A 24,676-nucleotide genomic window follows, 5' to 3' on the forward strand; every position below is an offset into this window, starting at 1 on the left:
TCTTGCGGCGGCAGAAGCGATTCTGCCGCCGTTTTCGTTGAAACAGCGGCCTGCTTTGGTGTTGCCGCTCTTCAGGCTGCATCCTGCCGGTCACACTAACGGTCTCGATGCTTGACCGACCAAGCACTGAGCCAAACATCGCGATTGTCGGTATAGGGCCTGCCTGCATGCCGGTCCGAAGACGGGCACACCGATCACGGCGTGCTCTACGCGTTCAGCTGGATCGTAGCCAGCAAGGCCTTGGCGACCTCGGTCGTGACGCGGCGCTTGTAGCGCTCATGCACCATCTGGCCGTTATGGAAGACCTTGTGCTCGACATAGACCATATGGCCGTCCCAGCGCAGAATATTGTCGGTCTCCGTCGTCTCGATGACATTGAGTCCCGGTACGAGCTGCCCCTCGGTGGTCTTGTCGCGCATCCGGCCATTCCTCCTTGATTCTCGTTACGGGCTGCCGGTCAGCATGCCCGACTTCGTGGGACGATGAAAAGGGGGAAGCGTGCGCCGCCTCGGTGATTCCTGCTTCGACATGCGATCCGCTCTTGACTGATTGAACGTTCAAAATATTGTAGAGGCCATGTCCGCCCAACCTCTCTCTTTGCCCGACCGCCCGACCAGGCTGCGCCGTGTCGATGCCGGTGACGTGCGCCGTCGGCAATTGATCGAGGCGACCATCGTAGCCATTGCGGAAGTGGGCTTCAACGCCACCACCATCGCGGAGATCGCGCGGCGGGCGGAAGTGTCCACCGGATTGGTATCCTTCTATTTCGGCGACAAGGACGGCCTGCTGGAGGCGACCTTGCGCCATCTCGCCCGCCAATTGTCACGCGCGGCGGCGGCTCGCATGCGCGATGCCGCCACGCCGCGGGCCCGTGTGCAGGCGGTGATCGACACCATGCTCGGGCGCAGTCAGTTCGAACGGCGCATCGGAACGGTCTGGCTCGCCTTCTGGGGACAGGTGCCGCATTCGCCGCGCTTTGCCCGGGTGCAGCGGGCCTATCACCGCCGCATCGCCAGCAATCTGGCCCATGCGCTGCGGCCGATCCTGATGCCGGAACCGGCCCGGGCCCTTGCCGAGACCATCGCCTCGATGATCGATGGATTGTGGCTGCGGGCAACGCTGGCCAACGATCCTGACGGGCGCATGCCGCGTGCCGTCGCGACCGGCTTTGTCGACAGCCAGTTCATGCTGCTCGGCCTCGGCCGCTGAATTGTATCAAGCGGGGCGGTTGCCGCCTCGCGGGAAGATCGTGTCTGAACACAATAGGAGCGCGCTGCCGATCTCCCCGGGGAGCGGACGGCGGCTTAGCCCGAGGAGGCAGAGAAATGCGCTACGGCGTTGTGAAGAACCATATCGGCGGCGCCTTCGTCGACGCCACCTCGGGCGAGACCTTCGCCTCGGTCGATCCGGCCACCGGCGAGACCATCGCCGAGGTCGAGCAGGCGGGCGATGGCGATATCGAACGGGCGATCGAGGCCGCCAAGGCCGGTTTCAAGGTGTGGTCGCGCATGACGGGCGCCGAGCGCGGCCGCATCCTCAAGCGTACGGCCGACATCCTGCGCGAGAAGAACGCGGCGCTGGCCGAGATCGAGACGCGCGATACCGGCAAGCCGATCCAGGAAACCGTCGCCGTCGACGTGCTGTCGGGCGCGGACTGCCTGGAGTATTTCGCCGGCATCGCCGCTACCCTCACCGGCGAGCATGTCGATCTCGGCCCGTCGGCCTTCGGCTACACCCGCCGCGAGCCGCTCGGCGTCGTGGCCGGCATCGGGGCCTGGAACTATCCGATCCAGATCGCCTGCTGGAAGTCGGCCCCGGCGCTCGCCTGCGGCAATGCCATGATCTTCAAACCCTCCGAGGTGACGCCCCTGACGGCGCCCTATCTCGCCGAGGCCTTCAAGGAAGCCGGCCTGCCGGATGGCGTGTTCAACGTGGTCCAGGGCGATGCCCGCGTCGGCAAGGCGCTGGTTGCCCATCCCGCCATAAAGAAGATCTCGCTGACGGGCGAGGCCGGCACCGGCCGCATCATCATGGCCAACGCCGCCAAGACGCTGAAGCACGTCACGCTGGAACTCGGCGGCAAGTCGCCCCTGATCGTGTTCGAGGACGCCAAGCTCGACAATGCCGTTTCCGGCGCGCTGCTGGGCAATTTCTATTCGGCCGGTGAGGTCTGCTCGAACGGCACGCGCGTCTTCGTGCACAAATCGGTGAAGGACGCCTTTCTCGCCAAGCTCAAGGCGCGGGTCGAGAAGATGGTGATCGGCGATCCCCTCGATCCCAACACCCATGTCGGCTCGCTCGTCAGCCAGGAGCACCTGGAAAAGGTGATGTCCTATATCGAGAAGGGCAAGGCCGAAGGGGCCAGGCTGCTCACCGGCGGCCAGCGCGTCACCACCGGCGCGCTCGCCAAGGGCGCCTTCGTCGCTCCCACCATCTTCGACGGCTGCCAGGACGACATGGCCATCGTGCGCGAGGAGATCTTCGGCCCGGTGATGACGGTGTTGAGCTTCGAGGACGAGGACGAGGTGGTCGCGAGAGCCAACGACACCGAATATGGGTTGGCGGCGGGCGTGTTCACCAACGACCTTTCCCGCGGCCATCGCGTCATCGCCAATCTGGAAGCCGGCACCTGCTGGATCAACCAGTACAACGTCACGCCGATCGAGCTGCCTTTCGGCGGGGTGAAGCTCTCCGGCCTCGGGCGCGAGAATTCGCGCGCGGCGGTGGAGCACTACACCCAGATCAAGAGCGTCTATGTCGCCCTCGGCGATATCGACGCGCCGTATTGAGTCTGGGAGCGCGGATGTCATAGCGACATGCAGACATGTCGCGATGTCCGCTCTTGGAAACGTCACCTGTGAGAAAAGGAAGAGCAGACATCGCGACATGCATGTCGCTGTGACGTCTGCACTCCCAGGAAAAGCTATGACCGAGACATTCGACTATGTGATCGTGGGCGCCGGCTCGGCAGGCTGCGTGATGGCTAACCGTCTCACCGAGGACGGCACGCATCGCGTCAAGCTGCTGGAGTTCGGCGGCAGTGACGGCTCGGTGTTCATCCAGATGCCGAGCGCCCTCTCCATTCCGATGAATTCGCCGCGCTATGACTGGCGCTATCATGCCGAGCCGGAACCGGCGCTGGGGGGACGCAGCCTGCATACGCCGCGCGGCAAGGTGCTGGGCGGCTCCTCTTCGATCAACGGCATGGTCTATATCCGCGGCAACGCGCTGGATTACGACGCCTGGCAGGAAGCGGGGGCGCGCGGCTGGAACTATGCGGGCGTGCTGCCCTATTTCCGCCGGGCGGAAGGGCGGGAGGAGGGCGGCGACGAATATCGCGGCGCCGATGGTCCGCTCAAGACCTCCTATGGCAAACTCGCCAACCCGCTCTACCAGGCCTTCATCGATGCTGCGGTCCAAGCCGGCTATCCCGCCACCGATGATGTGAACGGCTATCAGCAGGAAGGCTTCGGCCGGATGGACATGACGGTCTACAAAGGCCGGCGCTGGTCCACGGCCAATGCCTATCTCAAGCCGGCGAGGAAACGGGCCAATCTCTCGGTGGAGACGCATGCGCTGGCGAGCCGCATCCTGTTCGAGGGGAAGAAGGCGATCGGCGTCGAATATTGGCAGGGCTCCACCCTCAAGCGCGTGATGGCGCGGCGCGAGGTGATCCTGGCGGCCGGGCCGATCAACGATCCCCAGCTGCTGAAGGTCTCGGGGGTCGGGCCCCAGGCCGAACTCAAGAGCTTCGGCATTGAGGTCGTGCATGATCTGCCCGGCGTCGGCGAGAACCTGCAGGACCATCTTGAATTCTACTTCCAGATGGCGAGCACGCAGCCGATTACCCTCTATTCCGTGACCAATCCGATCGCGAAGGGCATGGTCGGCGTGCAATGGCTGTTGCGCAAGGACGGGCTCGGCGCCACCAACCATTTCGAGAGCTGCGGCTTCATCCGCTCACGCGCCGGTATCCCCTATCCGGATATCCAGTATCACTTCCTGCCGATGGCGGTGAGCTACAACGGCAGTTCGCTCGCCTCCGAGCATGGTTTCCAGGCCCATGTCGGCCCGATGCGCTCCAAGAGCCGCGGCCATATCCGTCTGAAATCGCGCGACGTGCGCGAAGCGCCGCTGATCCGCTTCAACTATATGAGCCATCCCGACGACTGGACGGAGATGCGGGCCTGCGTGAGGCTGACCCGCGAGATCTTCCAGCAGAAGGCCTTCGAGCCCTATCGCGGCCGCGAGATCTCGCCAGGTGCCGACGTCACCTCGGACGAGGCGATCGACGCCTTCATCGCCCAGCATGTCGAGAGCGCCTTCCATCCGTCCGGCACCTGCAAGATGGGTGATCCTGCCGATCCGATGACGGTGGTGGATTTCGAGACCCGGGTGGTGGGCCTGGAGAATCTGCGCATCGCCGATTCCTCGATCATCCCTCTGATCACCAACGGCAACCTCAACGCGCCCTCGATCATGATCGGCGAGAAGGCATCCGACCACATCCTCGGCAAACCGCTGCTGCCGCCGTCCAACGCGCCCGTCTATCAGGCAAAGGATTGGCAGACGAAGCAGCGATAGAAGGTACGTGCTGCGGCGCATGCAATACCAAGCCACGAAATCCGTAACCCTCATCCCCTTCCCCGAGGCCTTTGGCCCCGCCGGGGATGACAGCGCGCATCGCATAGACGATGCAGCCATGAGGCGCGACGTCGCAAAAGGAGGCGGGTCTTTGGATCCGCCAACCTCGTTAGGGACATTACCGTTCGGGCCGGCCTGAAGGCCAGCCCGACGCTTTCTTAAACGGTCAGGCTTCCTGGATCGCCGAGAGCTTCCAGTCTTCGCCGCGGCGGCGAACGAAGGTCCAGATCTCCGTCGTTTCGCTCGGCTCGTCCTTGCCTTCGACGATCGCGCCCGTGGTGCGATCCCTGAGGACGTCGACCGACTGGTAGCGGAAGGCGGCGCTGGCATAGTCCTCATCGCCCTCCCGCCAGGCTTCGGCAATGTCGGCCTGGAGCAGGCGCGTGTCGCGCACATCGTTGCGAACGCCGCGCTTGGCGTTGTCGGCGAGCTCCTCGGAGAAGTAGGACACGATTTCGGGCGTCGTCAGACGGCGCAGAGCGGCATGATCTTCCTTGGCGAAGGCATCCTGAACCTCGGTCAGCCGGCGCTCGAAGGTATCGAGGTCGGCCTGGGTGGTCTCCAGGGCCTCACCGCGCGCAGGGCTGGCCGCGGTCTGGGACGACATGCCGAAGAAACCGGTGCGGCCGTTCGAGGTCGGCTGCGCGTCCCGGTTCAGGCCCTGGTCGCCAAAGCCCTGATTGCCAAAGTCGAAGCCGCGCGACATTTGCGGCCCGCCTGCCGTCGCCGTCGCGGGCGTGCGGCGCGAACGCCACCAGGAGATCGCGAAGAAGGCGATCACCGCAATCAGGGCCGCCTGCAGCAGGAAGCCGAGCATGCCGGCGAGGCCGCCGAAGCCATAACCCAGCAGCGCGCCGATCAGGCCGCCGACCAAGAGGCCGCGCATCAGGCCGCCGGCGCCGCCGAACAGGCCGGGTCGCTGCTGCGCGGCGCCTTGCGCCAGCGGCGAAGCGGGCTGGGTCGCGCTCGGCCCCGGATTGGGTGTCATCGAACGCTGAACCGGAGCGGCCTGGTCCGGTGCGGTGCGGGTGCCCGGCACGGAATCATAGGTGCGCGCGCCACGGCTGCCGATGCTGCCGCCGCGGCGGGCTTCGGACAGATCCACCGCCGCCAGCGTAAAGGCCAGGGACAGGGCGGTGACTAGGGAAAAGAGACGAGTCTTGCTGAAGCGCATGATCGGCAACCTACCTTCTGTTGCCCGCTTCGATGTCATGCAGCGGGCCCTTTTTCAGCGGTCCGACATCACGTGCGCAACAAGCGCGACGTCAGAGGGGCCCGGCCCGCAGGTGGAATGTGGGGACATGGCCACGGGGTTGCAAGTGTATTTCCTGTAATCATTGCCGCCGGTGCCCCGGCGAGGCATGAAAGCCGGGGGCTGCCGGGACGATCGGCAGCGGGCCGATTACCCGCGGCAGGGCGGGGAGGCGGCCAATATGAAATCCCTCGCTTTTTTTCCGCAAAGGCACTATGTCAGCGCCATCAGCGTGACAGCATCGACAGTGTGGGCGTGGGCCGTTCGGCTTGCGCGACGGGAGAATTGGCCGGGAGACCTCGTTTCGGATCTGGCTTGACCATCTTCCATTGGGAATAGAACCGAGCCATGAAGTTTCTCGATCAAGCCAAGATCTATGTCAAAGCCGGCGATGGCGGCGCGGGGGCGGTGTCCTTCCGGCGCGAAAAGTTCATCGAGTTCGGCGGGCCCGACGGCGGCGACGGCGGCAAGGGCGGTTCGGTCGTGGCCGAATGCGTCGACCATCTCAACACGCTGATCGACTACCGCTATCAGCAGCATTTCAAGGCGCGCGTGGGCATGCACGGCATGGGCCGCAACCGCACCGGCGCCAATTCGCCCGATGTGGTGCTGAAGGTGCCGGTCGGCACCCAGATCTATGAAGAGGACGGCGAGACCATGATCGCCGACTTCACCGAGGTCGGCCAGCGCGCTCTGATCTGCAAGGGCGGCAATGGCGGCTTCGGCAATGCCTATTTCAAGACCTCGACCAACCAGGCACCGCGCCGCGCCAATCCCGGCCTGCCGGGCGAGGAGAAGACGATCTGGCTGCGCCTCAAGCTGATCGCCGATGCCGGCCTGGTCGGCCTGCCCAATGCCGGCAAGTCGACCTTCCTGGCCACGGTGACGGCCGCCAAGCCCAAGATCGCCGACTATCCCTTCACCACGCTCTATCCGGGCCTCGGGGTCGTCAGGGTGGATGGGCGCGAATTCGTGCTCGCCGACATTCCCGGCCTGATCGAGGGCGCGCATGAGGGGCACGGCCTCGGCGACCGCTTCCTCGGCCATGTCGAGCGCTGCCGCGTGCTGCTGCATCTCGTCGACGGCACCTGCGAGCATGCCGGCAAGGCCTACAAGGTCATCCGCAACGAACTGGCTGCCTATAGCGAGGACCTCGCCGCCAAGCCGGAGATCGTGGCGCTCTCGAAAACGGATTCGCTTTCGCCCGAATTGCTGAAGGAACAGGTGGCACGGCTGAAGCGGGCGGCGAAGAAGACGCCGATCGTCCTGTCGTCCATCTCCGGTTCGGGCGTGCAGGAGGCGCTGCGCCAGCTGTTCGAGGTGATCGGCGCAGCCAAGGCGACCGATGCCATCATCGAAAAGCCGGTTTTGGAAAAGAACAATACCTGGCAACCCTGAAGCAGTTCGCTGTGAACTCGGCGGCCCCGATCGGGGTTGAGATGGCGGGGGCGTTTTGCTCCAGGAGTGATGGAATGGCCTTGCACAAGACGAGTTCGGCATTGCCGCATCTGCTGGCCGGCGCAGCCCTGATGCTCATGGCCATGCCCGCTCTTGCCGATACGCTGACGCCGAAGGCCGCAATCCGGGTGATGACGCAGGCAGGCTATTCCGGCATCGGCGGCGTGACCCATGACCTCAATTTCTACTATGCAGCCGCCGTCGACGCCAAGCGCCGGCGCGTGCGCGTGACCGTCGACGACCAGAGCGGCAAGATCGTCGCCGTGGTGCCGCTCCGCGGCAGCGGCGCGGCCTTGCCCGCGCCGACCTCGCCGCGGCCCATGGGCCGCCTGCAGGAGGTCGAGATCAAGCCGGTGCCCCGCATCGTCCCGCTCTACCGGCCGCCACCGGCGCTGCGGACGCCCGGACGCTATGCCTACCCGCTCAATTCGAGGGGGCAACTGACGCCGGGCTGGTGCCGCTACCGCCAGATCGCGCCGGGGTGCTGAGGAATAAAAACCGCGGCTATGTTTGACCCGTGCGTCGTTATTGCGAGCGTAGCGAAGCAATCCAAGAGCCATGGCCACCACGTTTTCCAGCACTGGATTGCTTCGCTACGCTCGCAATAACGGTGCTCGATCGGTCGAACATCAATGCCGTTGGCAGAAGCCCTCCAACGCAAAAGGCGCCCCGGTTTCCCGGAGCGCCCTGACTTTCCGTCCTGTCCTGTTGGGTTAGGCGGCCTTGGCTTCGACCTGCCGGGGGGCCGAGCCATTGATCGGGATCAGCCGGGGTTTCTTGGCCTCCGGGATCTCTCTGACAAGGTCGACATGGAGCAGGCCGTTCTCGAGGCTGGCGCCCGTAACCTGGACATAATCGGCGAGCTGGAAGCGGCGCTCGAAAGCGCGGGCGGCGATACCCTGATGCAGGATCTCACCCTTATTGCCTTCCTTGCTCTCGGACTTCTCGCCGCGAATCGTGAGGGAGTTTTCCTTCACTTCGATGGCAATGTCGCTCTCGGCGAAGCCGGCGACGGCGACCGAGATGCGATAGGCGTTATCCGAGGTGCGCTCGATATTGTAGGGCGGGTAGGTGGTGGCCGAAGCATCGATGCCGGCAACCTGATCGAGCGCCGAGAACAGGCGATCGAAACCAACGGTGGAACGGTAAAGGGGCGAAAAATCAAACTGACGCATGGCTATCCTCCTTTGAAGCGACAAGCCGTTAAGACGCTCCGCCATCTGGCCGGAGCTGACATGTGCATCCCATCCGGGCCTGCACAAATCATGATTTGGTAAGGGTTCCGACGGTTTCAAGGGGGACTTGGCCGATTTTTGATCGGGCTTGTCTCGATCGCCCGATCGCGCAAGATGACGTGTCTCCGTGCCGTTCTCCGAGGTGAACCATGCTGAAACTGCGCCCCAATTGCGAATGCTGCGACAGGGACCTGCCCCCCGATGCGCGCGAGGCGATGATCTGCACCTTCGAGTGCACTTTCTGCGCCGGTTGCGCGGCTGATGTCTTTGCCGGCACCTGCCCCAATTGCGGCGGCGACCTCGTCCGCCGGCCGATCCGCCCCGCTGCCCTGCTGGTCAAATATCCTGCCTCGACCGAGCGTGTGCTGCGCGACGGCGAGTGTCTGGCGAAGCGCGCCGCGGCCTAGCGCCGAGGCTGTCGTCCTTCGCCGGCGGGGCGGCGATTTCGCGCCTGCATATCGGCGCGAAGCAGTCTATATGAGGCAGCGAACATTCCTGCAGGAAACATCCATGCTTCACGCCCATTCCTTCGTGCCGGCCCGCGAGGTCGAACCCAAGTCCATTGCCGACAGCGTCGTGCTGACCTTCGAGGATCGCTGTCAGCGACAGGGCGTGGTGCATACGGTGGGCGGCCTCGACATCGTGGTCGAACTCGCCGAGGCACCGGCGCTCGCCCATGGCGATGCCTATCGGCTGGAGGACGGCCGGCTGATCGAGATCGTGGCCGAGGCCGAGCCGCTGCTGGAGATCAAGGGCCGCGACCCCCTGCACCTGATGCGCCTGGCCTGGCATCTCGGCGACCGCCATCGCGAAACCGAGATCGGCCCCAAATGGCTGCGCATCCGCCGGGATGCCGCGATCGCCGAGGTCCTGAAGGAGCTCGGCGCTAGGGTCGTGGCGATCGAGGGCCCGTTCCAGCCGGAGGGGGGCGACCACAGCCACGATGCGCATGGGCATGATCATGGCCATCATCACGGGCATGGCCATAAGCACGGCCATAGCCATGATCACGAGCACGATCATGGCCATGACCACGCCCATCATCACCACGATCATGGCCCTGGCGCGGCGTGCGGCTGCGGGCACGACCATGAGCACGGGCACCAGGGCAAGGATGGCCACCACGGCCACGACTGAGCGGCGGAGGGGCCGTAGTCACAGCGGGCGCGGTTTCCGACCAAAGGGACGCGACGAGCGGGCCTGCCGCACCGGATCCGATGCCGGATCCGGTGCTTTGGGCGATCAACTTGTCGCTACTGACTTACCAGCGATGCCAGGGGTGCCTGTAGTAATAGGGGCGATGCCATCCTCCACCCCAGCCGTAATAGTAGACGGGGCGGCTCCAGCCATAGCTGTAGACCGGATATTCGGGCACGCAGCGCCCCCAGATGTTGGGGCGCCAGCCAGGGCCGCAGCCCCAGGCCACCTGCTGAACCAACGGCGCGGAAGTCGGGGCGGGAGAGGCCAGCGGCATGGCCGAGGCACCTGTCGTCGTGGCGGCGAGGCCGGGCAGGCCGAGCGAGGCGATGGCGGCGATTTGAATGATACGCTTCATGATGGAACTCCACCGGATACTGCTTGTGGAAGGCCGGCGTGGCCTCCTGCAAGCTTGAACGCGGGCCGCAGGAAAATCCGTCGCTATTGAGCTGATTTCTTCGGCGGGGGCGGTGCGTGGATATAGCGGCTCAGTCCCTCGGCCAGGATGGCTCGATCGGCCGGCGAACTGGTCGCCGCGAATTCGACGATGCGCTGTTCGAGCGCTGCCCGCATGGCGGAATCGGCGACGCGGGCGCGTTCCAGGGCCGCGAGCAGGGCCGGGGCGTCCAGTGCCGGCTGCCGCAGCAGAGCGGCGGCGTCGCGCCGGGCCTGCTGTCCGTCGAGGATGGTCTGGCGGGCTTGATGGCGCGCCTCGCGCAGGGTCTTGTAGAAGGCATCGCGTTCCGGGGCCGGAAGCTGGTTGCCGAGGGCCTGCAGCGAGGCCCTCGGCGCGGATCTGCGCGCTTCGAACCAGACGACGCCGCCGGCGATCGCCCCGGCCAGGAAGATGTTGAGGGCGATCGAAATGATGAGGGGGAGGCGCGAGCCGACCATGATCACGATCCTTCCTCGCTGATCTCCGTATCGGGGCCGGCATCTCCGAAAGCCGTGACCGTCGCGCCCAGGCCGAGATGCTCCGTCCTCCCCGGCGTGTCGAGCAGGGTGATTGCGAGGGTTCCAGCCAGCACCCCGGCAAAGCCGGCCCCCGCCAGACCGAGCCCAAGCCACCAGCGGCGCACCCGCCGGCGGGGAGCGAGGCTGGCGGTTCCGGCCGCCACGACCCGGGCATGAAGATCGGCAGTCGGAGGCGGCACCGTATAGCGATCCAGCATGGTGTCGAGCCGGGCGGCCGCCGCCAGGATGGCTTCACCCTCGGAGGTGGACGCAAAAGCCAGGGCCGCCGCCCGCTCGGCCTCCGGCCAATGCTGCAGGCGGCTGCCATGGCGGTCGGCAAGAGCGGCAAAACGCTCGGCATCCATCGGTGCGGGCCTGTCAGGCATGGGAGCCACTCCCCGACAGCAGGGCTTCGAGCTTGTCCGAACGGGATCGGCGGACAGGCGCCGCCAGGCGCTGCGGGAGGCCGGCGGCTGCCCGGCCCTGGAGAACGGACGCGGCCGCATCGCCGCGTCCTGCCGGCTGGAGGCGGATGCAGCCATGTCCCTCTATGCTGCGCAGCGCCAGGTCGAGGCGGCCGGCCCGCGCAAGAATGAGCCGGCCCTGGGGTGTCAGCGCGAAGGCGCGGCCGGCGCTGCGCTCGGGCGCGGGCCAGGCCTCCATTCCCGCGCCATAGGCGGCGGCGAGGGCGGCAAAACGCTCTGCACTCATCGCGAAGGGAGCTTCAGTCATCATCGGCCTTCCTGATCAGGAGAGACTGCAGAGAACGTCGTCCGCGTGCGAGCAGGCTCTCCAGCGCCTCGACGCTGACTTCCATGGCCGCGGCGGCCTCGATATTGGACATCGCCTGATAGTAGGTCAGGACGATGGCTTCCCGCTGCCGCGGTGCGATGGCCTGCAAGGCTCGCTCGACATGATCGCTCGTCTCCTCGGCCCGGCTTGCGGCCGGATGGTCCGGGGGAGCGGCCAGCTCGGGCAGATCGAGGCCCGTCCATTCCCTGCGGCGGCGCAGGCGGTCATAGCAGAGATTGAGCGCGACGCGATGGATCCAGGTGTCGAACCGGGCCGTCCCGGGCCGCCAGCGCCCGGCATTGCGCCAGATCCGCAGGAAGGTCTCCTGCGCGACGTCCTCGGCTTCCGCGGCATCGCCCAGCATGCGGCGCGCCAGGGCGAGCAGGCGGGGCAGTTTGCGCGAGACCAGGGCCTGCATGGCTGCGTCGTCGCCCGAACCGATCCGGCGCACCAATTCCTCGTCTGGATCGGACACCATGGCCTGGCGCACTCCCGGGACTCATCGAGGGCCATGGTCCTGCATCATTGCGCCGGTTTGGCAGCCGATTTGTGGCCCGGCCGTTCGTCGCGGGCGAGCGCGCCGTCCTTGTTGGCATCGAGCCGGGCGAAACGCTTGGCGAAGAAGGCATCGAGTTCACCCTTGTCGAGGAAGCCGTCCTTGTTGGCGTCGAGGCGGGCGAAGGTCTTGGCCGGATCAGCTTTGACCGAATCCGTCTTGGCCGAATCCGTCTTGGCGTTCCGCTTCGCCTGAAAGGCACTCCACTCCGCAAGGCTGATCTTGCCGTCGCCATCGGTGTCCGCTTTCATCAGGGCCTTCTCGCGGCGGGCCTGGAACTCGGCGAGGCTGAGCCCGGCCTTGGCGGGGGCCGCGGCTGGGGCGGGAGTTTGGGGAGCGGTGGTCTGGGGTTCGGATGTCTGGGATGGCTGTGCCGGTGCGGTTTGCGCCGTCTGCGCCATCGCGGCTGCGGCCGGCAGGGCCAGCATCAAGGCAAGGATCGAACGACCGATCATGGGCATCTCCTGGGACAGATCGCGCGGGCAATATGCGCGAAGAACGCCATTTGAACGGCAGAGCCAGGAAAATCCGTCGGCGGACGGCAAAGAAGTTTTGCGATTTGACGGAAGCAGCCGGAATCGCGCAGGGGAGCTCAAATAGGAGGCCGCGAAGAGGCTGGCTTATGGACGAGAATCCCTGGGAGGGCGGATGTCCGCGCTTTCAGGCACAGGCAGGGGACACGGTTTTCGCGACCGGTATACGAGCAGAAGCGTGCTCAATGCCGGCCGTCGAGATCGCGAATGGCTGCGGCCCGTGCCGCCGGATCCCCCGCCAGGAGATGCACGTGCACCTCGCAGGCGCCGGCTCTCGCCGCTGCCGCGAGCGTGGCAGCAAGATCATCGCCGCCTTGGCCGGCTTCGCCGATCCACACGCAGGTGCCGCTTGCATCGACCGCGATCAGGACGGCGTCGACATAATCGGGGCATTGGCCGATCGGATAGACCGAAACCAGATAGGAACGGCCTGAAATGCCGACCCAGCGACGGAAGCGCGACGCCGCTGCGGGCGCATCGCGACCGAGGGCGGCCAGCGTCGTACACACGCGGTGATCGGGGGACGACGAACGAGAACGAATCGCGATCTGTGTCATAGAACAAATCTAGAACGCGCTGCGCCGCCACGTCAAGCGATTCGGGTTTGTTCCGCTCCCAGGGGGCCGCGAGCCTCGGCGAGCAGCCGGTCCGAGGCCGATTCGATATCGCTCACCAGGCGCTCGAAGAAGGCCGTCTTGTCCTGGCCGGCCGGAATGGCCGGCAGAATTTCCATCACCAGCCTGCCGGGCTGGCGGATGAACCGGCGCCGTGGCCAGAAATGGCCGGAATTGAGCGCAACTGGGACGCAGGGGACGTCGAACTCGCTATAGAGATAGACCACGCCATATTTGTAGGCCGGCTCGGCGCCGGGCGCCCGGCGGGTTCCCTCGGGGAAGATCACGATTTGCCGGCCCCGGGCGAGTTCGCGCTCGCCATCGGCCTTCATCTGCTTCATCGCTCTGGAGCGTGCGCCGCGGTTCACGGCGATCATCTGCGCCTTGGCGGCGAGCCAGCCGAAGACGGGCAGCCACATCAATTCGCGCTTGAGCACATAGCAGGGGTCCTCGCAGACGAGGAACATGGCGAAGATGTCCCAGGTGGACTGGTGCTTGGCGGCGACCAGAACCGGCCCGGGCGGCAGGTTTTCCCGCCCGCGAATCTCGCAGGTGATGCCGGCGATATGGCGCATGAGGACAATGTTCACCCGCGCCCAGTTCTTCACGATCCAGAGCAGAGCAGGGCGCGGCATCAGCAATGTCGGCAGCGCCAGGATCATCCACAGGACGATATTGACATAGAAGGCCAGGTTGAACAGGAGCGAGCGCAGGACGAGCATGGACCGGATCATTCGAGGAGGCTTGAGCGGCTATAGCAGAATAAGCGGCGCCTGCCTCCCTCTTCATTGCGGGTCGGATGAGCGGTGGCGTCGCACTGCATGATGGGCCCCGATCGCGCTTGCGTCGGATGGAAAGGTGCAGGTTTTCATCCTCCTCCAGGGGAAGCGAAAAGACCTCGGCTATACATGTCGCCGGCGAGATCCTTCAAATTGAACAAGATGGGCGATTAGGGCTGCCGCTTTTTGATGGGCAGGGCCAGTGTCACGACCAGACTGACGAGGATGCCGGCGGCCGCCAGCCAGAAGGCGAACTGCGTGCCTTCGGCCACGGCGCTGCGGAGCGCCTCGCCTTCCTGCCCGCCCGTATGCCGGTTGGAGACGGCTGTCAGGACGGCGAGGCCGATGGCGTTGCCGACGCTGAGCGTCGTCGAGGCCATCCCCGAGGCGACGCCCTGTTCGTCGTGGTGTACGCCGGATGCGGCAGCGATCCACATGCCGGTCCAGACGATGCCTTGGCCGATGCCCGATACGATCAGGCCTGTCACGATGGCGATATAGCGACTGTCCGCATTCGAGCCGGGGACCAGCAGCGCAGTACCGATCATGCCGACCACCATGCCGACGATCAGCGTCGTGCGGGTCGAGAGCTGCGTCGCCAGCCGCTCGCCGACCTGCGTGCCGACGGCAATGGCGATGGAGGGCACCAGGAACGCCCAGCCGGTCTGAAGTGCCGTCAGCCCCTGCACGTTCTGGAACAGAATGGTCAGGAAGTAAGGCAGGACGCCGAACGTTCCCATGTAGAGGAAGGTGATCGTCATGCCGGCCACGAGGCTGCGGTTGGTGAACAATCGCAGCGGCATGAGCGGATCGCGGCTGCGGGCCTCGACCACCGCGAAGGCAATGAGGAAGGTTGCCGAAAGCGCCAGCGCGCAGACCACGCTTGCCGCGCTCCAGCCGATTTCTGGCCCCTCCACCAGCCCGAACACGAGTGCCGTCGTGCCAAGGGTGACGGTCAATGCGCCCGGCAGATCGAAGCTGCGTTTGTCATGCCGCTTCGGGTCGGGCGGGATCACGAAGAAGGCTGCGATGACAGCGATGCCGGCCAGCACGACATTGACGTAGAAGACGGCAGGCCAGCCCCAGGCGGCGGTCAGGAAGCCGCCCGCCAGCGCACCGATGCTCAATCCGCTGGCGCCGGCGCCGCCCCATACGGCCAGCGCGCGATTGCGCTCGGGTCCTTCCGCGAACAGGCGGTTGATGAGCGAGAGCGTGGCTGGAAACAAAAGGGCTGCCCCGATGCCCTGCACGGCGCGGGCCGCGACGATGACGATGGGGGACGTGGCCAGACCGCCCGCAAGCGAGGACAGTGCATAAAGCCAGAGCGCCAAGACAAACATGCGCCGTTGGCCGATCAGGTCCGCCGCCCTTCCGCCGAACAGCAGGAAGCCGCCGCAGAACACCATGTAGGCGCTGACCACCCATTGCAGGGTTTGGCCAGAAAAGCCCAGGCCCGCGCCGATTTCCGGCAAGGCCACGAAGACGATATTGATGTCCAGCGAATAGATGAGCTGGGCGAAGGCGAGCAGCGCGAGCGCCAGGCCCCTTCGCGCGCCAATGCCTGATGCCGTGGCTGTGCCGGCATGATCCGACGCGGTCATGTCAAACTCCGTCGTTCTATTGTTTGTCGATCAACAAAGAATAGAACCTTGCATGGCGCGGTCAAGCGAATTATTTATCGATCACTCAAGAATGGAGATTGCGATGGCGGGGCGTCCGCGCGAATTCGATCGAGATGCGGCATTGGCCAAAGCGCGCGACGCGTTCTGGTCGCGCGGCTATGAAGGGGTGTCGATGGCCGATCTGGTGGAAACGCTGGGAATCGCTTCGGCCCGCATCTATGCGGCGTTCGGATCGAAGGAGATGCTGTTCCGCGAAGCGGTCGGGCTCTATGACCAAGGCGACGGTGGCTTCGCCACGCGGGCGCTCGCGGAGGAGCCAACAGCTGCCGGCGCGATTGAACGGAGCCTGCGCGAAGCGGTCGAGATCTACACGCGCAAGGGACGGCCGCATGGCTGCATGGTCGTGTCGGCCGCGACCAACTGCGCGGCTGAGAACGAGGGGATACGGGAGTTCTTGGCCGACTATCGCCGGCGCCGCACCGCTTCCCTCGTCAAACGTCTGGAACGCGCCGTGACGGAGGGGGAATTGCCGGCGGATACGGATACACAGGCCCTTGGAGATTACTACGCGACTGTTCTGCACGGTCTTTCGGTGCAGGCCCGCGATGGCGTGGCGAAAGACCGTCTCGAGGCCACGGTGCCGATAGCAATGCTCGGCCTGGCCAGACCTATGACGACCGTGGTGCCGTGAAACTTCCGATTATAGATGCATTTCTGCAGCTGGGTTTTGCAACCATCGGCGGCGCCGCACGCAACGCGCCTTTTCCAGAGGGTTGCCGAGGGTGTTGAGAGTTGGTAGCGCCTAATTCGGAATGAAAAGGACAATGCGCAGATCGGGCCAGGCTTCCGGCATCAGCAGGTGGTGACGGAAATGCCGATCGCCCTGTCGCGGTGAATGAAAATATGTGACGCCCTCGCCGGGATCGCTGACTTCGTGCTCTGCCCATAGGCGCCGGAACTCGGCGCTTGAGCCAGCCAGGTCCTCCACCAGGGAGAGAAAAGGCGTCTTGTCCACCGCCAGACCGAGATTGATGCGGAACTTTGCCAGCAAGGCGCGCGCATCCGCTTCCCAGTCAGGCATGGAACGCCGATGATACCCGCGCAAAAACGTCAGGCGAATGACATTGCGGTCTGCCGCCGGGATGATGGCGAAATTACCGAACATCGCTGTGTTCGCTGCATTCCAAGCCACTACATCGAAGCGGCCGGTGCGGGCATAGGCAGGGCTGCCGATGCTGTCGAGAATGGCCTGCAGACCTTCGTCTGGCTGCGTCCGGCTGAGGGTTGGTGGGAGGGACGGCGGCAGGCGATGTTGGGCCAGGGCGAACAGATGCGCTCGCTCCGCTGAGCTGAAGCGCAGCCCCCGTGCCAGATTGTCAAGGAAAGCGGTGGATACCTGGATCTCCTTACCCTGCTCCAGCCGGGTGTACCAGGTGAGTCCGATGCCCGAGAGCGCCGCCACCTCCTCGCGACGCAGACCTGGTGCCCGGCGGCCATCATTGCGGGGCAGGCCGAAATCGGCCGGAGACAGTCTTTTGCGGCGCGATTTCAGAAACGCCGTCAGCTCGGTTCGGGCCTCATCGTCAGCCATGCGCGCTCCTGCCTGTCAGTGCCAGTGATACCACTATTTCTTCCCTCCCTTCCGCCGCCGGCCTTCTGCATCCTGCATCGCGCGGTTCGTGGAGGCGAGTGTCATGCCGGCCCTATGCTACGCTATGGCGGCGGCTGCTCTAGCCGGCTTCTCGAGGGGCTTCGCGGCGGTCGGAGCGGCGATGATCTACATTCCGTTGGTCACGCTCGCCTATGACGCCCGTACGGCCGTGGTGACGATGTTCCTGGTCGACCTCCTACCGTCGCTGCCCCTTGTTTGGAAAGCCGCATCGTGCTGCGACCGGCGCACGATCGGCTGGATGGCCCTCGGCGCTGTTGCCGCGAGCCCGATCGGTGTCCTCGGCCTGCTATTTGCCAGTCCCATGCAGGCACAGCTTATAATGGGCCTTGTCCTGCTGGCGACAGCTTCCTATCTGCTGCTCAACCGTGATTTTCGGCTTGTACCTACTTCGCTCGGAAGCCTCACCGCGGGTGGCATCTCCGGCCTCGCCGGGGGCCTCTGCGGTATTTTCGGCCCACCCGCGATGATCTATCTGCTCGGCCGAGACGGTGATGTGCGACAATCGAGGGCCGACATTATCGTCTATCTGACCGGTCAGAGCCTCATTCTAGGCGGCACCTATCTGGCCTATGGGCTCTACACCTCTTCGTACCTCGAACTTTCCCTGACCTTGATGCCAATTTACGCCATGGGCCTCTGGTGCGGTGCCTCCCGCTTTGCGCATGTCGGCGAGGCTGCCTATCGCCGCATCGTCCTGGGATTGCTTTGGCTGATCGCAATCTTCCTGATCGGTGAAGCCGCCTTTTCGCTTTTCTGACGCGCTTTTCGTCGGGCGACAGAAGCTCCCTGAATTGGGTGCCAGTGCAACGACCGGGGTGTCGCATTCGGTCCCCGGCGCCGCACCTGCCTCACTCGGCCCGTGCCTGCACCCTTTCCGCCGTGGCCCGTTCCATCCGGAGCTGGAAGGTGGCGCCCGCATATTTCACATATTCCGAGAGCAGGAGGCGGATACTGGCCGGGTCCGTCCACCAGGAATCGAGCTTGAGATTCTGCGAGATCACGGGATAGGCGATCAGCGTGGTATCCGGCAGCACCCGCCGCAGTTCCAGCAGCGAGCGCGGCATGTGGTAGTTCGAGGTCACCACGATGATCGACTTGAACTGCTTGTCCCGCACCCAGCGCGCCGTTTCCAGGGCGTTGCCGAGGGTATTGAGGGCGTTGCGGTCGATGTCCACGCAGCAATCGAGCACCTCGACGCCGCCGGCGGTGTGTCCGGCCAGCGCCTGCTGGCTGGTCGCCTTGTTGACGCCGGTGATGAGAAGGCGCCTGGCGCGGCCCTGGTTGAGCAGGTCGAACGCTTCGCTGATGCGGTCCGCACCGCCGGTGAGGGCGATGATGCCGTCGGCCCTCACGGCGGGGCTGGGCGCCTGGTTCTGCAGGCTGGCGACGAAATAGGCGAAATCCGTCACCACGGCCGCGGTGAAGAACAGGAGGCAGGCGCCGGTGATTTCCATGATCCAGCGCAGCCAGCGGCGCGGCCGCCTGGGCGGGTGCTCCGCCTGGGCGGGGGAAGCCATGCCATCGATCGCCGAGGCCTGCCGCATCGGACGTGCCCGTACCAGCCTGTCAAATCTGGCCAATCTATCGTGCCAGAAATTCTTGCGGATGGTTTGGGCGAAAATGGGGTCGGCGGGTCGGGTGTGAAGCGGAATGGGCGCGGAGCCCTGCCAGACGCTCATGGATGACCCCTATATGTGTCCCCGCAGCACGCGGTGAACCGTCATGCGCGATGTGACGCCGGTGATGATGGCAATGAGCACGACTGCCGCGGCGATGGCGGCATAGCCGCGCCAGTCCATGTTGAAGGAGCCGAACAGGGCTTCCATCTGGTCTCCCGCCGCGGTGGCGGTGAAACGGGAGGCGAGCATATGGGCGAAGAGGAAGGTCAGCGCCGCCGCGCCGCCCCCGATGAGCCCGCCCTTGAGGCCGAGCCAGAGGAAATGGCGCTGGAATTCGTTGGCGATGAAGCTGTCATGGGCGCCGACGAAATGCAGCACCTCGACCACGTCCTTGTTGCCGGCCATGGCGCCGCGGGTGGCGAACACCACCGACAGCGCCGTTGCGACGACCATCAATACGAGGATGGCCAGGCCCGCCAGTACCATCGCCCGTGCCATCGCCGCCAGGCGTGCGATCCAGAAGCGGTGATCGTCGAGGCTGGCGCCGGCCACCGTCTCGGCCAGCGTCTTCTTCAGCGTGGCGAAGTCCGGCAGGCTGCCGGGCGTGATCTTCACCACGATGAGGCGCGGGATCGGCAGGTCGCCCATGTCGAGGCCCTCGCCGAGCCAGGGCACCAGCATGCGCTCGGTTTCCTCGCGCGAATAGACCTGCACGTCGCTGATGCCGTCGGCGGCGCGGGCGGCGACGACGGCCTTGCCGATCTCGGCCTCGATGTCGCGTCCCTCGACCGGGCGCACCTGGATGGTGACCTCGCGGGCGATCTGCGAGCCCCAGTCGGCGGCGGCGCCCGCGATCAGCAATACGCCGCCGGCCGTGAGGGCGACGAGGAAGGTCATGATCGCCACCACCGCCATCAGCGAGCGCCCGGCGATCGAGCCCGACGGCACGATCGGGGCGGCGGGGCGGATCAGCGTCTCGGCGCGCCGGCCGGCCGGCTGCGCTCTGTCGTTCACGACCATGACGCGGGCTCCTGGACCGTGACGTGGCCATCCTCGAGGCGCAGGCGGCGGGCGGGGAAGAGCTCCATCAGGCTTTCGTCATGGGTGGCGATCACCACCGAGGTGCCGGAGCGGTTGAGCTCGATGAACAGGCGCAGCAGGCGGCGGGCGAGAGCAGGATCGACATTGCCCGTCGGCTCGTCCGCCAGCAGCAATTCGGGGCGCACGATCAAGGCCCGCGCGATGGCGGCACGCTGCTTCTCGCCGCCGGACAGCACGGGCGGCAGCACATGCATGCGCTCGCCGAGCCCGACCCAGTGCAGCAATTCGACCACTTCGGCCCGGTAGCGTGCCTCGTCCTGGCCCTGCACGCGCAGGGGCAGGGCGATGTTCTCATAGGTGGTGAGGTGATCGAGCAGGCGGAAATCCTGAAAGACGATGCCGATGCGCCGCCGTGTCTCGGCAAGGGCGTGCTTGGAAAGGGTCGACACTTCCTGGTCGAAGGTGTGGATGAGGCCACGGGTCGGCTTGAGCGTGAGGAAGAGCAGGCGCAGCAGCGTGGTCTTGCCCGCGCCGGAAGGACCGGTGAGGAACTGAAAGGAATTGGCGGGCAGGTCGAAACTGACGTCGCGCAGCACTTCCGGCCCCATCCCGTAGCGCAATCCCACATTCTCGAACCGAACCAAAACAGAATCTCCCCAAGAAGCGGTCCCGACCACGGCCCAACCGCCTCGGCTGCACTGTGCCGGGAGGGCGTTAACGAGGTATTAACGTTAACGAAATCACAACGAATTTAACCTTCGGAAGATCCTTCTTCCCGTAGCCGTGGAGCAGGAGCTGCCCGGGTTGCGATCCGGCGCCTGTGGGCGGCCGGCGGGCGGGACTCCAACGCCATTGTCGCCGATGCCCTCCTGCGGCTATGGTGCCGGCAGAAATGAGGAGTTCGATGGCCACGTCGCGTAATATCAAAGTCCTGTTCGACGCCGAGACGATCGCCAAGCGCAATGCGTCGCTGGTGCAGGAGATCAAGGCCCGCAATCTCGAGAATCTGCTCGTGGTCGCGGTGCTGAAAGGTTCCTTCGTGTTCGCGGCCGACCTCCTGCGCGCCATGCATCAGGCGGGCATGGCACCCGAAGTGGAGTTCGTGCATCTGTCGAGCTATCGCGAGTCGACCGTCTCGTCCGGCACGGTGAACATCCTGCACGATGTCGAGAGCGACGTGCGCGGGCGCAACATCCTGCTGGTCGACGATATTCTGGAATCCGGGCGCACCTTGGCCTTCGCCAAGGATTTGCTTGCGGCGCGCGGCGCCAAGCAGGTGCTGAGCTGCGTGCTGCTCGACAAGCCGGGCAAGAGCGCCGTCAACATCAAGGCCGATTTCATCGGCTTCGAATGCCCCGACGTGTTCGTGGTCGGCTACGGCATGGACGTCGCCCATTCCTATCGCCAGCTGCCTTTCGTCGGTGTGGTCGAATAGAAAGCGCCTTGATCCTGCCGCGTCGCACGGGCAGGAGCGTTTTGCGTTGGCGGCATCGCCAGGAATCGCAAAGACGCGTCGAACCAAAGAGGCAGCGCAAAGCAGCGTTGCCGTCTAAACGCGCTTTGCTCTAGAAGCCGGCGGGATGGCAGGCCTCGGAGGAGATATGGCTGGTATACTGGGCGCTCACAGCGCCCGTTTCCTGTTTCGTGACGACAAGGGCAGCATCGACAGGCAGACCTGGTGGCGCGCCATGGCGGTGCTGGCCTTGATCCTTGGGGTACTGGTGGCGGTGGTCTTCGGGCTCAATCACGTCCTGCCACGCAATCCCGCGGCGGCCGAGGCGCTGGTCGATGAAGTCGCCCGGGAACATACCCGGCTGATGACGGCGCCCTATTATCTGTCTCTGTTTGCGATCGACGTCATCTATCTGGTGATGGTGCTGGTCTCGGTCTGCATCTATTTCGTGGGCGCCAAGCGCTACAACGATCTGGGCCGGCCGGCGCAGCTGGCGCTCATCCTGCCCGCCGCCATCTATTTCCAGATCTTCTCTCCGATCCTCAGCGACCAGATATTGCCGGTCTATGGGCGCTGGATCGTCACCCTCGCCATGCTGGCCGTGCTCGTGTGGCAGGTGTATGAGCTTGGCTTCAGGAAGGGCCGGCTCTAAGCTGTCCCGGGGTAGGCCGGTCTTCAGTCCAGCCATCTCTTGGCGGCTTAATGAGATTTGGAGGCTAGGTAACGTTACGTTAAGTTGATTGCTTGACCCGACCTGTTCACCTTGCATTCAGATCATACTGCTAGACATCGAGTATTGAAAACGAGGGAGGGAGCTATGAAACTATCCCTGAAGCTGTTTGTTGCAGCTGGCCTGGCCGCCGGAAGCATGATGGTTGCACCGCAGATTGCCTCGGCAATGCCGATGGCACCATCGGCGCAATCACAGGCCGACAACGGGCTCATCCAGCAGATTCGCCGTTTGTGCCCCTATGGAATGCACCGCTCACCCTATGGATGCGTGCCCGATCGCGGTTATCGGCGTGGGTGGCGCGGTGATGGCGGCTGGCGCTATCGCGAACGTCCCCGCCGGTATTATCGCGATTATCGTGAGTACTGAGGTGGGAACCACGCTGTGCCCGACGATCCGGGCACAGTCGGAAGCTTGAGCGTATGGATAGGTCCTGGCGCCTGCCAGGGCCAAAAACAAAACCCCACGGTTCACTGAACCGTGGGGTTTTTGCATGGCTGACAGGGCGGCGACACGGGAAGGCCCCGCGGCGTCCGGCGCCTTCATCTTCATTGCCCTGCCGGTCGCGCCAGGCGACCGGCAGGGCAGGCGATGGCTCAGAACAGGCCTTCGATCTGGCCCTTGGGATCGAGGCGGATGAATTCCGCCGAGGGCACGCGGGGCAGGCCCGGCATGGTCATGATCTCGCCGCAGACCACCACCAGGAAGCCGGCGCCGGCCGACAGCCGCACTTCGCGAATCGGCACGACATGGTCGACCGGCGCGCCGCGATGGTTCGGATCGGTCGAGAAGGAGTACTGGGTCTTGGCCACGCAGATCGGCAGATGACCGAAACCGGCGGCCTCGATGTCCCTGAACTGGTCGCGGACCTTCTGGTCGGCGATGATATCGGCGGCGCGATAGATCTCCTTGGCGATCAGCTTCATCTTGTCCCAGAGCGGCATCTCGTCCGGGTAGAGGGTGCGGAAGCCGCGGCCGTCGAGCGGATGCGGGGCCTCGGCCAGCGCGACCACGCGGCGGGCAAGTTCCTCGGTGCCCTTCGAACCCTCGGCCCAATGGCTGCACACCACCGCGTCGACGCCGAACTGCTCCTTGCAGACCTGGGCGATGAGTTCGTGCTCGGCCGGCGTGTCGGCAATGAAATGGTTGATGCCGACGATGGCCGAGACGCCGAACTTGCGCACGTTCTCGACATGGCGGCCGAGATTGGCCAGGCCCTTGCGCAGGGCTTCGAGGTTCTCCTTGCCGAGTTGATCCTTCGGCACGCCGCCATGCATCTTGAGGGCGCGCACCGTGGCGACGATCACCACGGCGGCCGGGGTGAGGCCGGCCTTGCGGCACTTGATGTCGAAGAACTTCTCGGCGCCGAGATCAGCGCCGAAGCCGGCTTCCGTCACCACATAATCGGCGAGCTTCAGGCCGGCCTTGGTGGCGGCGACCGAGTTGCAGCCATGGGCGATGTTGGCGAAGGGGCCGCCATGCACGAAGGCGGGGTTGCCTTCCAGCGTCTGCACCAGATTGGGCTTCAGGGCATCCTTGAGCAGCACCGTCATGGCGCTGGAGGCCTTGATGTCCGCGGCGGTAATCGCCTTCTTGTCACGGGTGTAGCCGATGATCATCTTGCCAAGCCGTTCCTCGAGGTCGGCGAGGTCCTTGGCAAGGCAGAACACGGCCATGACTTCGGAGGCGACGGTAATGTCGAAGCCGTCTTCACGCGGGAATCCGTTGGAGACGCCGCCGAGCGAAGAGTTGATGGCGCGCAGCGAGCGGTCGTTCATGTCGAGCACGCGGCGCCAGGTGACCCGGCGGGTGTCGATGCCGAGCGCATTGCCCCAGTAGATGTGGTTGTCGATCATCGCCGACAACAGATTATGTGCCGAGGTGATGGCATGGAAGTCGCCGGTGAAATGCAGGTTGATCTGCTCCATCGGCACGATCTGGGCATAACCGCCGCCGGCCGCGCCGCCCTTGACGCCGAAGCAGGGGCCAAGCGAGGGCTCGCGCAGGCAGATCATCGTTTTCTTGCCGATGGCGGCGAGGCCGTCGCCGAGACCAACGGTGGTGGTGGTCTTGCCTTCGCCGGCCGGGGTCGGGTTGATGGCGGTGACCAGGATCAGCTTGCCGTCGGGGCGATCCTGCAGGCCGGGAATCTTGTCGAGATCGATCTTGGCGATATGTTTGCCATAGGGCTCGAAGGCCTCGTCGGGAATGCCGGCTTTTTCGGCAATCGCGTCGATGCGCTGCATCTTGGCTTGACGCGCGATTTCGATGTCGCTCAGTGGCTTTTTCGGATCTTGGGCCATGTGGTTCCCTCTGGGGCGGTTGTTCTGCTCAGTTGAGACATATTTTCACGGAAATGAAAATAACTTTCTTAGCAGTAGATGCGTGGAATGCGGCGATTACGGAAAAATTAAGAGAGAAATTGTTCCGAATACGACGCAGCGTCGCGTGAAAGATAGATAGCCGATTGCAATCGAGTCGGCTTGTCCGAAACCGTCACAGGGTGTGTCGCCTTTGCGATGATG

Annotated in this window: 29 protein-coding genes; 12 read left to right on the forward strand and 17 right to left on the reverse strand. The window is 64.8% G+C overall.

What is annotated here, in order from left to right; translation table 11 throughout:
• Positions 1-206 precede the first annotated feature (206 nt).
• Positions 207-419 (reverse strand): hypothetical protein, encoded by a 213-nt coding sequence (locus J8I29_RS10510; protein ID WP_105861170.1) that lies wholly within the window; start codon positions 417-419, stop codon positions 207-209.
• Between the two features lie 157 nt (positions 420-576).
• Between J8I29_RS10510 and betI the strand changes: the two genes are divergently transcribed.
• From betI to betA, 3 genes are all read left to right on the forward strand, one after another.
• A complete protein-coding gene (betI, locus tag J8I29_RS10515) occupies positions 577-1,209 on the forward strand; it encodes a transcriptional regulator BetI (protein ID WP_105861171.1) in 633 nt (210 codons plus the stop codon).
• A gap of 116 nt (positions 1,210-1,325) precedes the next feature.
• Positions 1,326-2,789: a betaine-aldehyde dehydrogenase gene (gene betB / locus J8I29_RS10520; RefSeq protein WP_209431592.1), complete on the forward strand. Its 1,464-nt coding sequence runs from the start codon at positions 1,326-1,328 to the stop codon at positions 2,787-2,789.
• Between the two features lie 136 nt (positions 2,790-2,925).
• Positions 2,926-4,584: a choline dehydrogenase gene (gene betA / locus J8I29_RS10525; protein ID WP_209431593.1), complete on the forward strand. Its 1,659-nt coding sequence runs from the start codon at positions 2,926-2,928 to the stop codon at positions 4,582-4,584.
• Between the two features lie 226 nt (positions 4,585-4,810).
• On the opposite strand, the gene J8I29_RS10530 is transcribed toward betA, so the two are convergent.
• Positions 4,811-5,818 carry a Tim44 domain-containing protein gene (locus tag J8I29_RS10530; protein ID WP_209431594.1) on the reverse strand — a complete coding sequence of 336 codons (1,008 nt, stop codon included), beginning with the start codon at positions 5,816-5,818 and terminating at the stop codon, positions 4,811-4,813.
• A 426-nt stretch (positions 5,819-6,244) separates the two neighbouring features.
• Here J8I29_RS10530 and obgE point away from each other — a divergent pair, with 426 nt between their 5' ends.
• Together obgE and J8I29_RS10540 are read left to right on the forward strand one after the other, a co-directional pair.
• Positions 6,245-7,294 carry a GTPase ObgE gene (obgE, locus tag J8I29_RS10535; protein WP_209431595.1) on the forward strand — a complete coding sequence of 350 codons (1,050 nt, stop codon included), beginning with the start codon at positions 6,245-6,247 and terminating at the stop codon, positions 7,292-7,294.
• 74 nt (positions 7,295-7,368) lie between these two features.
• A complete protein-coding gene (locus J8I29_RS10540) occupies positions 7,369-7,842 on the forward strand; it encodes a hypothetical protein (protein ID WP_105861177.1) in 474 nt (157 codons plus the stop codon).
• A 225-nt stretch (positions 7,843-8,067) separates the two neighbouring features.
• On the opposite strand, the gene J8I29_RS10545 is transcribed toward J8I29_RS10540, so the two are convergent.
• Positions 8,068-8,529: an Hsp20 family protein gene (locus tag J8I29_RS10545; RefSeq protein ID WP_105861178.1), complete on the reverse strand. Its 462-nt coding sequence runs from the start codon at positions 8,527-8,529 to the stop codon at positions 8,068-8,070.
• A gap of 209 nt (positions 8,530-8,738) precedes the next feature.
• On the opposite strand from J8I29_RS10545, the gene J8I29_RS10550 reads away from it, so the two are divergent.
• Both J8I29_RS10550 and J8I29_RS10555 read left to right on the forward strand, forming a co-directional pair.
• A complete protein-coding gene (locus tag J8I29_RS10550) occupies positions 8,739-8,996 on the forward strand; it encodes a DUF1272 domain-containing protein (RefSeq protein ID WP_105861179.1) in 258 nt (85 codons plus the stop codon).
• A 103-nt stretch (positions 8,997-9,099) separates the two neighbouring features.
• On the forward strand, positions 9,100-9,726 hold the full coding sequence (locus J8I29_RS10555; protein WP_209431596.1) for an urease accessory protein UreE: 627 nt from the start codon (positions 9,100-9,102) through the stop codon (positions 9,724-9,726).
• 124 nt (positions 9,727-9,850) lie between these two features.
• Here J8I29_RS10555 and J8I29_RS10560 read toward each other — a convergent pair whose 3' ends face one another.
• The 9 genes from J8I29_RS10560 to J8I29_RS10600 form a co-directional block, all read right to left on the reverse strand.
• Positions 9,851-10,144 (reverse strand): hypothetical protein, encoded by a 294-nt coding sequence (locus J8I29_RS10560; RefSeq protein WP_209431597.1) that lies wholly within the window; start codon positions 10,142-10,144, stop codon positions 9,851-9,853.
• 83 nt (positions 10,145-10,227) lie between these two features.
• Positions 10,228-10,680, reverse strand: a complete 453-nt coding sequence (locus tag J8I29_RS10565; protein WP_209431598.1) for a periplasmic heavy metal sensor — start codon at positions 10,678-10,680, stop codon at positions 10,228-10,230.
• A 2-nt stretch (positions 10,681-10,682) separates the two neighbouring features.
• A complete protein-coding gene (locus J8I29_RS10570; protein WP_209431599.1) occupies positions 10,683-11,126 on the reverse strand; it encodes a hypothetical protein in 444 nt (147 codons plus the stop codon).
• Positions 11,119-11,472: a hypothetical protein gene (locus J8I29_RS10575; protein ID WP_209431600.1), complete on the reverse strand. Its 354-nt coding sequence runs from the start codon at positions 11,470-11,472 to the stop codon at positions 11,119-11,121. Before J8I29_RS10575 ends, J8I29_RS10570 begins: the two co-directional genes overlap by 8 nt.
• Positions 11,465-12,010, reverse strand: a complete 546-nt coding sequence (locus tag J8I29_RS10580; protein ID WP_105861350.1) for an RNA polymerase sigma factor — start codon at positions 12,008-12,010, stop codon at positions 11,465-11,467. The genes J8I29_RS10575 and J8I29_RS10580 overlap by 8 nt, the downstream gene beginning before the upstream one ends.
• Before the next feature lie 44 nt (positions 12,011-12,054).
• The gene (locus J8I29_RS10585) at positions 12,055-12,543 is read right to left on the reverse strand and encodes an acid-shock protein (protein ID WP_209431601.1); all 489 of its coding nucleotides are present in this window, start codon (positions 12,541-12,543) and stop codon (positions 12,055-12,057) included.
• A 260-nt stretch (positions 12,544-12,803) separates the two neighbouring features.
• On the reverse strand, positions 12,804-13,130 hold the full coding sequence (locus tag J8I29_RS10590) for a hypothetical protein (protein WP_105861186.1): 327 nt from the start codon (positions 13,128-13,130) through the stop codon (positions 12,804-12,806).
• Positions 13,131-13,210: 80 nt separating this feature from the next.
• Positions 13,211-13,957 carry a lysophospholipid acyltransferase family protein gene (locus J8I29_RS10595; protein ID WP_105861187.1) on the reverse strand — a complete coding sequence of 249 codons (747 nt, stop codon included), beginning with the start codon at positions 13,955-13,957 and terminating at the stop codon, positions 13,211-13,213.
• Positions 13,958-14,184: 227 nt separating this feature from the next.
• Positions 14,185-15,615 (reverse strand): MFS transporter, encoded by a 1,431-nt coding sequence (locus J8I29_RS10600; RefSeq protein ID WP_209431602.1) that lies wholly within the window; start codon positions 15,613-15,615, stop codon positions 14,185-14,187.
• A gap of 52 nt (positions 15,616-15,667) precedes the next feature.
• Between J8I29_RS10600 and J8I29_RS10605 the strand changes: the two genes are divergently transcribed.
• Positions 15,668-16,327, forward strand: a complete 660-nt coding sequence (locus J8I29_RS10605; RefSeq protein WP_245196839.1) for a TetR/AcrR family transcriptional regulator — start codon at positions 15,668-15,670, stop codon at positions 16,325-16,327.
• A 111-nt stretch (positions 16,328-16,438) separates the two neighbouring features.
• On the opposite strand, the gene J8I29_RS10610 is transcribed toward J8I29_RS10605, so the two are convergent.
• Positions 16,439-17,227 (reverse strand): helix-turn-helix transcriptional regulator, encoded by a 789-nt coding sequence (locus tag J8I29_RS10610; protein WP_209431603.1) that lies wholly within the window; start codon positions 17,225-17,227, stop codon positions 16,439-16,441.
• Between the two features lie 124 nt (positions 17,228-17,351).
• Between J8I29_RS10610 and J8I29_RS10615 the strand changes: the two genes are divergently transcribed.
• Positions 17,352-18,065 carry a sulfite exporter TauE/SafE family protein gene (locus J8I29_RS10615; RefSeq protein ID WP_280870201.1) on the forward strand — a complete coding sequence of 238 codons (714 nt, stop codon included), beginning with the start codon at positions 17,352-17,354 and terminating at the stop codon, positions 18,063-18,065.
• Between the two features lie 91 nt (positions 18,066-18,156).
• On the opposite strand, the gene J8I29_RS10620 is transcribed toward J8I29_RS10615, so the two are convergent.
• Genes J8I29_RS10620 through ftsE form a run of 3 tightly spaced genes read right to left on the reverse strand, consistent with a single transcriptional unit; the run spans position 18,157 to position 20,612 of the window.
• Positions 18,157-18,987 (reverse strand): YdcF family protein, encoded by an 831-nt coding sequence (locus J8I29_RS10620; protein ID WP_105861190.1) that lies wholly within the window; start codon positions 18,985-18,987, stop codon positions 18,157-18,159.
• Positions 18,988-18,996: 9 nt separating this feature from the next.
• On the reverse strand, positions 18,997-19,947 hold the full coding sequence (locus J8I29_RS10625) for an ABC transporter permease (RefSeq protein WP_209431605.1): 951 nt from the start codon (positions 19,945-19,947) through the stop codon (positions 18,997-18,999).
• Complete coding sequence (ftsE, locus tag J8I29_RS10630) at positions 19,938-20,612, reverse strand: cell division ATP-binding protein FtsE (protein ID WP_068299045.1); 675 nt, start codon at positions 20,610-20,612, stop codon at positions 19,938-19,940. Before ftsE ends, J8I29_RS10625 begins: the two co-directional genes overlap by 10 nt.
• 260 nt (positions 20,613-20,872) lie before the next feature.
• Here ftsE and hpt point away from each other — a divergent pair, with 260 nt between their 5' ends.
• From hpt to J8I29_RS10645, 3 genes are all read left to right on the forward strand, one after another.
• Positions 20,873-21,403: a hypoxanthine phosphoribosyltransferase gene (hpt, locus tag J8I29_RS10635; protein ID WP_105861192.1), complete on the forward strand. Its 531-nt coding sequence runs from the start codon at positions 20,873-20,875 to the stop codon at positions 21,401-21,403.
• 166 nt (positions 21,404-21,569) lie between these two features.
• Complete coding sequence (locus tag J8I29_RS10640; RefSeq protein ID WP_209431606.1) at positions 21,570-22,073, forward strand: hypothetical protein; 504 nt, start codon at positions 21,570-21,572, stop codon at positions 22,071-22,073.
• A gap of 165 nt (positions 22,074-22,238) precedes the next feature.
• Entirely contained in the window at positions 22,239-22,520 is a 282-nt protein-coding gene (locus J8I29_RS10645) for a hypothetical protein (RefSeq protein WP_209431607.1), read from the forward strand.
• 227 nt (positions 22,521-22,747) lie between these two features.
• On the opposite strand, the gene J8I29_RS10650 is transcribed toward J8I29_RS10645, so the two are convergent.
• Positions 22,748-24,454: a formate--tetrahydrofolate ligase gene (locus tag J8I29_RS10650; protein WP_105861194.1), complete on the reverse strand. Its 1,707-nt coding sequence runs from the start codon at positions 24,452-24,454 to the stop codon at positions 22,748-22,750.
• Positions 24,455-24,676: the final 222 nt, after the last annotated feature.

The organism is Labrys sp. LIt4 (assembly GCF_017813775.1).
GTDB classification, from domain to species: domain Bacteria; phylum Pseudomonadota; class Alphaproteobacteria; order Rhizobiales; family Labraceae; genus Labrys; species Labrys okinawensis_A.